The following is a 6456-nucleotide window of genomic DNA, read 5'->3' on the forward strand; positions in this document are numbered from 1 at the left end:
GCCGGTCGCGACATTGTGACAAGCTGAATCGATCCTGCGCTGTCATCAACCCGTCATCCAGCTGCGATAGATGGCGCCGGGCGTGGCCGCTAACCTGCCACGCTGTCGCACTTTTCCCCTGACTGCCCATGAAGCGCCTGCTGCTGCTTTTGCTGGCGTGCGCCGGCCTGTGGCTGGCTGCATGCTCTTCCTCGATGACGGCCTCGTCCACCTCGCTCAGCGACCGCCTGATCGCGCCCGGTGGCGTCTCGACCCTGCTTGATCAACCGCGTATCGCCGCAGCTGTGGCCGCGCTGCCGAACCGGCATGGCTTTGCCCCGGGCCGTGATGGCGTGCCGATCTTCTGGCGTGCTTTCGATCCGGGCGACTACGGTGCGCGCTACCACTACCTGCCGCAGCAGCACCAGAACGGCCTGCCGCTGGATACCGGGTTGAGCCTGTCCGTACCGCAGCCGTTCCGCGCTCAGGCACCGCGCGGCACCGTGGTGCTGCTGCACGGCTGGATGATGAACGGTGATTCGATGCTGCCATGGTCGCTGCAGCTGGCCGAGTCGGGCTACCGCGTGATCACCCTGGACCTGCGCAACCATGGCCAGTCCGGCGCCGGTCCCTCCGGCTACGGCACCTACGAGTCGGACGATGTTGTGGATGTCATCGCCGAACTGCGCGCGCGGGGCGAAGTGACCGGCCCGCTGTACCTGTTCGGTGTTTCCTACGGCGCTGCCACCGCATTGTTCACCGCCGACAAGCTGGGCGACCAGGTCGCCGGCGTGGTGGCGATGGAATCGTTCGCCAATGCCGGGGTTGCGATCCGCACCATGATTCCGCATCTGATGGCCCTGCAGCCGGAAGGGTTGAAGGCACAGGCCATCGCTTCGTATGCACGCTGGCGCTACGGCAGCCAGGACATCAACCAGGTGGTGGCCGCCGCCAGCCGCCGCATCGACGTGGATCTGGACAAGGTGGATGTTGCCCGCGCGCTGGCCGATACCCGCGCCTGCGTGCTGCTGCTGCACGGGCAGGGCGACCAGCACATTCCGGTCAGCCAAGGCCGCGCGTTGGCGCAGGCCAATCCGCGTGCGCACTACATCGAGATGCGCGGCGAAGATCACATCACCCTGCCGCTGCGGCTGGACCTGCTGGCCGGAGTGGTCGATGACTGGATGGCGCGCGACGAGCACCATCCGAAAGCCGCGTGTCCGGCACCGCAGTTGCCGGCCCAGGCCGAATGGCTGGTGCATGGCGTCGACACACCCGCAAAAACCCCAGCACGCGGCTGAGCTTCAGGGCAGGCGGCGGGCCAGCGAACGTGCAGATGCCGCTACACCCAGCAGCATCGCTGCCACGCACAGGAAGGCAAAGCCCAGGCTGGTGGCATGGGCGAGCGCGCCGATCGCTGCGGGGCCTGCAAGAATGCCGGCATAGCCCAGCGTGGTGACTGCGGTGATCGCAATGCTCTCCGGCATCGCGCGCTGCTGGCCGGCCATCGAGAACAGGGCGGGCACGATGTTGGCGCAGCCCAGGCCCACCAGCACGTAGCCGACCAGCGCCATGGCGAAGGAGGGCACCAGCGTGGCCAGCGCGAAACCGGCCGCAGCGGTGATGCCGCCGATGACGATGGTACGGGTGCGGCCAAGGCGCTCGACGATGCCATCGCCGAACAGGCGCATCGCCGTCATCGCCAGCGTGAACACGGCAAAACCGGCACCGGCCTGGTCGCGCGGCACGTGGCGTATTTCGGCCAGGAACACCGCGCTCCAGTCCAGCATCGAACCCTCGGCCAGGAACACCACGAAGGCGAGCACGCTGATGAACAGCACCACGCCGTGCGGCAGGGCCAGCATCGGGCCGTCATGCAGAATGCGCTGCGGGCGCCAGTGCGGTGCCGACAACAGGGCCACCAGCAGCATCGCCGCCACGGCAACCAATGACGCCAGCCACAGGGGCGTGCCGAGAACCAGCAGGCCGGTCATGCAGCCGGCGCCGATGAAGCCGCCGATGCTGTAGAACGCGTGGAAGCCGGACATCATCGGCCGCCCTGCATCGCGCTCGACGGCCACCGCCTGCATGTTCATCGTGCAGTCCATCGCCCCCACACCCGCGCCGAACACGAACAGCGTTGCTCCCAGTGCCAGCGGCGTGGGGGCGAGCGTCAGCAGTGGCAGGGCGAGCAGGATCAAGGCCGTGGTCGCGATCATCAACCGGCGCGAGCCCAGGCGCGCGGTCAACGCACCGGCCAGTGGCATCGCCAGCAGCGAGCCGAGGCCAAGGCACAGCAGCAGCCCGCCCAGGCTGGCGTCGGACAAACCGGCCTTGGCCTTGGCGAAGGGCACCATCGGTGCCCAGGCAGCGGTGGCAAAGCCAGGAATGAAGAACGCAGCGCGGGTCGCGTGCTGCTGGGCGCGGGGAGAAGAGGGCGTCATGCGCGAGGAAGGCTCCAGAAGATCCTCTTCATGAAAACGTTTTCAGAAGCCATCGGCAAGTGCCATGGATGACATCGGGCGACGCATACGAATGCAGTGGTCCGGATGCGTCACCGTTGATTAACGCCATCAGTGGAGAGTAGCCCGACGGTCGGCATTCCGCCCGGCCGCCGCCGGAGATCAGCGCATGAGCACCACACCGACCATCCTCCTCGTCCATGGGTTCTGGGGCGGGGCCGCACACTGGGGCAAGGTCATCCTGGAGCTGCACCGCAAGGGCCACGACCAGGTGAAGGCGGTCGAACTGCCGCTGACCTCGCTGGTCAACGACGCCGAGCGGACGCGCAGGATGATCCGCCAGATCGATGGCCCGGTCGTACTGGTCGGGCACTCCTACGGAGGTGCGGTGATCACCGAAGCCGGCAACCAGCCGAATGTGCAGGCGCTGGTCTACATCGCCGCATTTGCGCCGGACAGTGGTGAGAGCCCCGGTGGCATCACCCAGCAGCACCTGCCCGAAGCGGCACCGAACCTCGCCCCGGACAGCGATGGCTATCTGTGGCTGCGTGCCGACAAGTTCCATGAGAGCTTCTGCCAGGACCTCAGTGCCGACGAAGGCTGGGTGATGGCGGTGACCCAGAAGGCGCCGCTGGCCAGCACCTTCGGCGATGCGATCAGCGATCCGGCGTGGAAGCACAAGCCGAGCTGGTACCAGCTTTCCAACCAGGACCGGATGATCGCGCCACAGAACCAGAAGGCCATGGCCGAACGCATGCAACCCAAGCGCCTGCTGCAGCTGGAGGCGAGCCATGCCTCGCTGGCCTCGCATCCCTCCGAAGTGGCAGCACTGATCCTGGAGGCCGTGGCTGCCGTCGACGGCTGACTAGCGCCAGGCAGAAGTCCCTGGTCAGGCACTGGCGCCACCCCACGACAGCGGGGGCGCAGGAGAGTAAACTCCTGCGCCGGCCGCCCTTGGCCGCATTCCCCCCTTCCCCTCGAGCCGCCGCCAGAGGATCCCACCCCTTCGTGGAGGTCCCGTCGTGTCGTCTGTGCCTGTTCGTTTTTCCGTGCTGTCCCTGCGTCGCCGCCCATTGGCGAGGGCCCTTGCCAATGGTCTTCTGCTGACCACAGTGGCCACTGCCGGCGCCGCCTCGGCGCAATCGGCGCCGGTTGAAGAAGAGGGCAGGACAGCCTCGCAGACCCTGCAGACCGTGCAGGTCACCGCCAACCAGCTGGGCACCATCACCGAGGGCAGCGGCGCGTACACGCCGGGTACCATCGCCACCGCCACGCGCCTGGTGCTGACTCCGCGGCAGACCCCGCAGACCATCAGCGTGATCACCCGCGCGCAGATGGACGACTTCGGTCTGGATGGCATCGATGACGTGATGCGGGTGACCCCGGGCATCAGCATCGTCACCTACGACAGTGAGCGCACCGAGTACTACGCACGTGGTTTTGCCGTGCAGAACTTCCAGTACGACGGCATTCCGATGTCACGCGACTCGGCGTACTCGGCCGGCAATACGCTCAGCGATACCGCGATCTACGACCGCATCGAAGTGCTCAAGGGCGCCACCGGCCTGCTGACCGGCATGGGCGACCCCGGCGCGACCATCAACCTGGTGCGCAAGAAGCCGGGCAAGGAATTTGCTGGCAGTGCGACGCTGGGCGTCGGCCGCTGGGACGACTACCGTGCCGAAGTCGATGTCGGCGGCCCGCTGACTGCCGATGGCCGCGTGCGTGGGCGCGCGGTAGGTGCCTGGCAGGACAAGCATTCCAATCTGGATTTCTACCAGCGCACCAGCAAGGTCGGCTATGCCGTGCTGGAAGCCGATCTGGGCGAACGCACGCTGCTGACAGTCGGTGGCGACGTGCTGGAGAGCGATCCCAAGGGCTCGACCTGGGGCGGTATTCCGCTGCTGGACAGCCAGGGCAATTTCAACGACATGCCGCGCTCGTTCAACAACGGCACCCACTGGAGCGGTTGGCGCCAATACGTGCGCACCGGCTTTGCCACGCTGGAACATACGTTCGACAACGACTGGGTAGCCAAGCTGCAGCTCAACCATCAGGTCAACGGCTACGATGCGGCACTGGCAGGTGCGGCCGGTGGCAATCCCGATCCGGTCACCGGCGAAGGCGTCTCGTTGTGGCTGGGCAAGTACGTCGGCAAGACGGTCAGCAACGCGGCCGACTTCTATCTGAGCGGCAATTTCGGCCTGTTCGGTCGCCAGCATGAACTGGTGGTCGGCGGCAGTGCCTCGCGCAAGCGCTGGACCAACACCGGCTATTCGCCGCAGCCCGGGTACCCGACCGCCGTTGCCGACTACAACAGCTGGAAGGGCGACATCCCGGAGCCGGAATGGCAGCGCGGTTATGGCAACAATGAGGTGACCCGCGAGAACGGCCTGTACGTGGTCGGTCGCTTCGACGTGGCCGACCCGTTGAAGGTGATCGTCGGCAGCCGCCTGGCCAGCTACCGTTCGCCGCAGACGCGCGAGACCGGCGTGTTCGTGCCTTATGCCGGCGTGGTCTACGACCTTGGCCAGCACTATTCGGTGTATGCCAGCTACAGCACCATCTTCAAGCCGCACAGCGAACGCGATGAACAGGGCAAGGCACTGGATCCGCTGGAAGGCCGCAGCTATGAAATGGGCCTGAAGGCGGAGTTCCTCGACGGCCGCTTCAATGCCAGCGCGGCACTGTTCCAGCTCGACCAGGACAATTTCGCCCAGCCTACAGGCGGCAAAACGCCCAACGGAGAAGACGCCTATCGCGCACTGATGGGCGTACGCACCAAAGGCTACGAACTGGAGATGTCCGGGCAGTTGGCCGAGGGCTGGCAGGTGCAGGGTGGCTTTGCGCACAAGATCGCCCGCCAGGCCGGCAGCAAGGTGACCACGCTGGAGCCGGAAAACCAGTTCAGCCTGCACACCAGCTACCGCCTGCGCGGCGACTGGCAGGGCCTGACCGTCGGTGGCGGTGCGCGCTGGCAGGACTCCACGTTCGGCGACATCACCAACCCCGCCAGTGGCACGTCGGTGGTTCATCGCACCCAGCCGTACTGGCTGCTGGATGCCATGGCCCGGTACCAGTTCAACGATCGCCTGTCGGCCACGGTCAACGTCAACAACCTGCTGGACAAGCGCTATTACACGATCTTCAGCTGGTACAGCACCTACACCTGGGGCGAGCCGCGCAACGTGCGGCTGGCAGTGACGTACAGGTTCTGATCGCGTTGCAACAGGACATGCCCGCGCTGCCGGATGGCATCGCGGGCATGCTGGTTACAGCTTCAGGTCGAACACCAGCACTTCGGCGTCGTTGCCGTTTTCCAGGGTCAGCTGTGCCTCGTCGCTGACCTGCAGTGCGTCACCCGCTTCCAGGGTGATGCCGTTGACCTGCAGCTGGCCACGCGCCACCTGCACATACGCGCCGCGGCCGGCAGCCAGGGCGTGGTGCAGCTTCTGCTCGCCATCGAGGATGGTGGCGAAGATGCGCGCATCCTGATGGATATGCAGCGAACCATCGGCGCCATCCGGCGAGGCGATCAGGCGCAGCTGGCCACGCTTGCTCTCCGGCGTGAAGTGGGTCTCCTCATACGACGGCGCGATGTTCTCGGCCTCCGGGAAGATCCAGATCTGCAGGAAATGCACCGGATCGCTGGCCGAATGATTGAACTCGCTGTGGCTGACGCCGCTGCCTGCGCTCATGCGCTGCACGTCGCCGTAGCGCAGCACCGAACCGGTGCCCATCGAGTCCTTGTGTTCCAGCGCGCCGCCCAGCACGTAGGAGACGATCTCCATGTTGCTGTGGCTGTGGGTGCCGAAACCCTGGCCGCCGATCACCTTGTCTTCGTTGATGACCCGCAGCGGGCCGAAGCTCACATAGCGGGGGTCGTAGTAGCTGGCGAACGAGAAGGTATGGCGCGAGGACAGCCAGCCATGCTCGGCCAGGCCACGGGTAGCGCTCTTGCGGATCTGCAGCATGATGGAATCTCCTTGTTCGATGGTTTCGATGGGGCGGGGTG

The 6456-nt window shown here is 66.0% G+C and carries 5 protein-coding genes; 3 read left to right on the forward strand and 2 right to left on the reverse strand.

Going from position 1 to position 6456, the window contains the following annotated elements; translation table 11 throughout:
- The first annotated feature begins 128 nt into the window (after nucleotides 1-128).
- Nucleotides 129-1280: an alpha/beta fold hydrolase gene (locus tag BW38_RS09340; RefSeq protein WP_032976526.1), complete on the forward strand. Its 1152-nt coding sequence runs from the start codon at nucleotides 129-131 to the stop codon at nucleotides 1278-1280.
- A 3-nt stretch (nucleotides 1281-1283) separates the two neighbouring features.
- Here BW38_RS09340 and BW38_RS09335 read toward each other — a convergent pair whose 3' ends face one another.
- The gene (locus BW38_RS09335; protein ID WP_032976527.1) at nucleotides 1284-2423 is read right to left on the reverse strand and encodes an MFS transporter; all 1140 of its coding nucleotides are present in this window, start codon (nucleotides 2421-2423) and stop codon (nucleotides 1284-1286) included.
- Between the two features lie 187 nt (nucleotides 2424-2610).
- On the opposite strand from BW38_RS09335, the gene BW38_RS09330 reads away from it, so the two are divergent.
- Both BW38_RS09330 and BW38_RS09325 read left to right on the forward strand, forming a co-directional pair.
- Nucleotides 2611-3306: an alpha/beta hydrolase gene (locus tag BW38_RS09330; RefSeq protein ID WP_032976528.1), complete on the forward strand. Its 696-nt coding sequence runs from the start codon at nucleotides 2611-2613 to the stop codon at nucleotides 3304-3306.
- Nucleotides 3307-3463: 157 nt separating this feature from the next.
- Complete coding sequence (locus BW38_RS09325) at nucleotides 3464-5659, forward strand: TonB-dependent siderophore receptor (protein ID WP_032976529.1); 2196 nt, start codon at nucleotides 3464-3466, stop codon at nucleotides 5657-5659.
- A 54-nt stretch (nucleotides 5660-5713) separates the two neighbouring features.
- On the opposite strand, the gene BW38_RS09320 is transcribed toward BW38_RS09325, so the two are convergent.
- A complete protein-coding gene (locus tag BW38_RS09320) occupies nucleotides 5714-6415 on the reverse strand; it encodes a pirin family protein (RefSeq protein WP_025878940.1) in 702 nt (233 codons plus the stop codon).
- Nucleotides 6416-6456: the final 41 nt, after the last annotated feature.

The organism is Stenotrophomonas sp. RIT309, assembly GCF_000632045.1.
Taxonomy (GTDB): domain Bacteria; phylum Pseudomonadota; class Gammaproteobacteria; order Xanthomonadales; family Xanthomonadaceae; genus Stenotrophomonas; species Stenotrophomonas indicatrix.

Coding starts and splice junctions, on each gene's coding strand:
- BW38_RS09330 (WP_032976528.1), top strand. CDS start 2,611: ATGAGCACCACACCGACCATCCTCCTCGTCCATGGGTTCTGGGGCGGG.
- BW38_RS09335 (WP_032976527.1), bottom strand. CDS start 2,423: ATGACGCCCTCTTCTCCCCGCGCCCAGCAGCACGCGACCCGCGCTGCG.
- BW38_RS09340 (WP_032976526.1), top strand. CDS start 129: ATGAAGCGCCTGCTGCTGCTTTTGCTGGCGTGCGCCGGCCTGTGGCTG.
- BW38_RS09320 (WP_025878940.1), bottom strand. CDS start 6,415: ATGCTGCAGATCCGCAAGAGCGCTACCCGTGGCCTGGCCGAGCATGGC.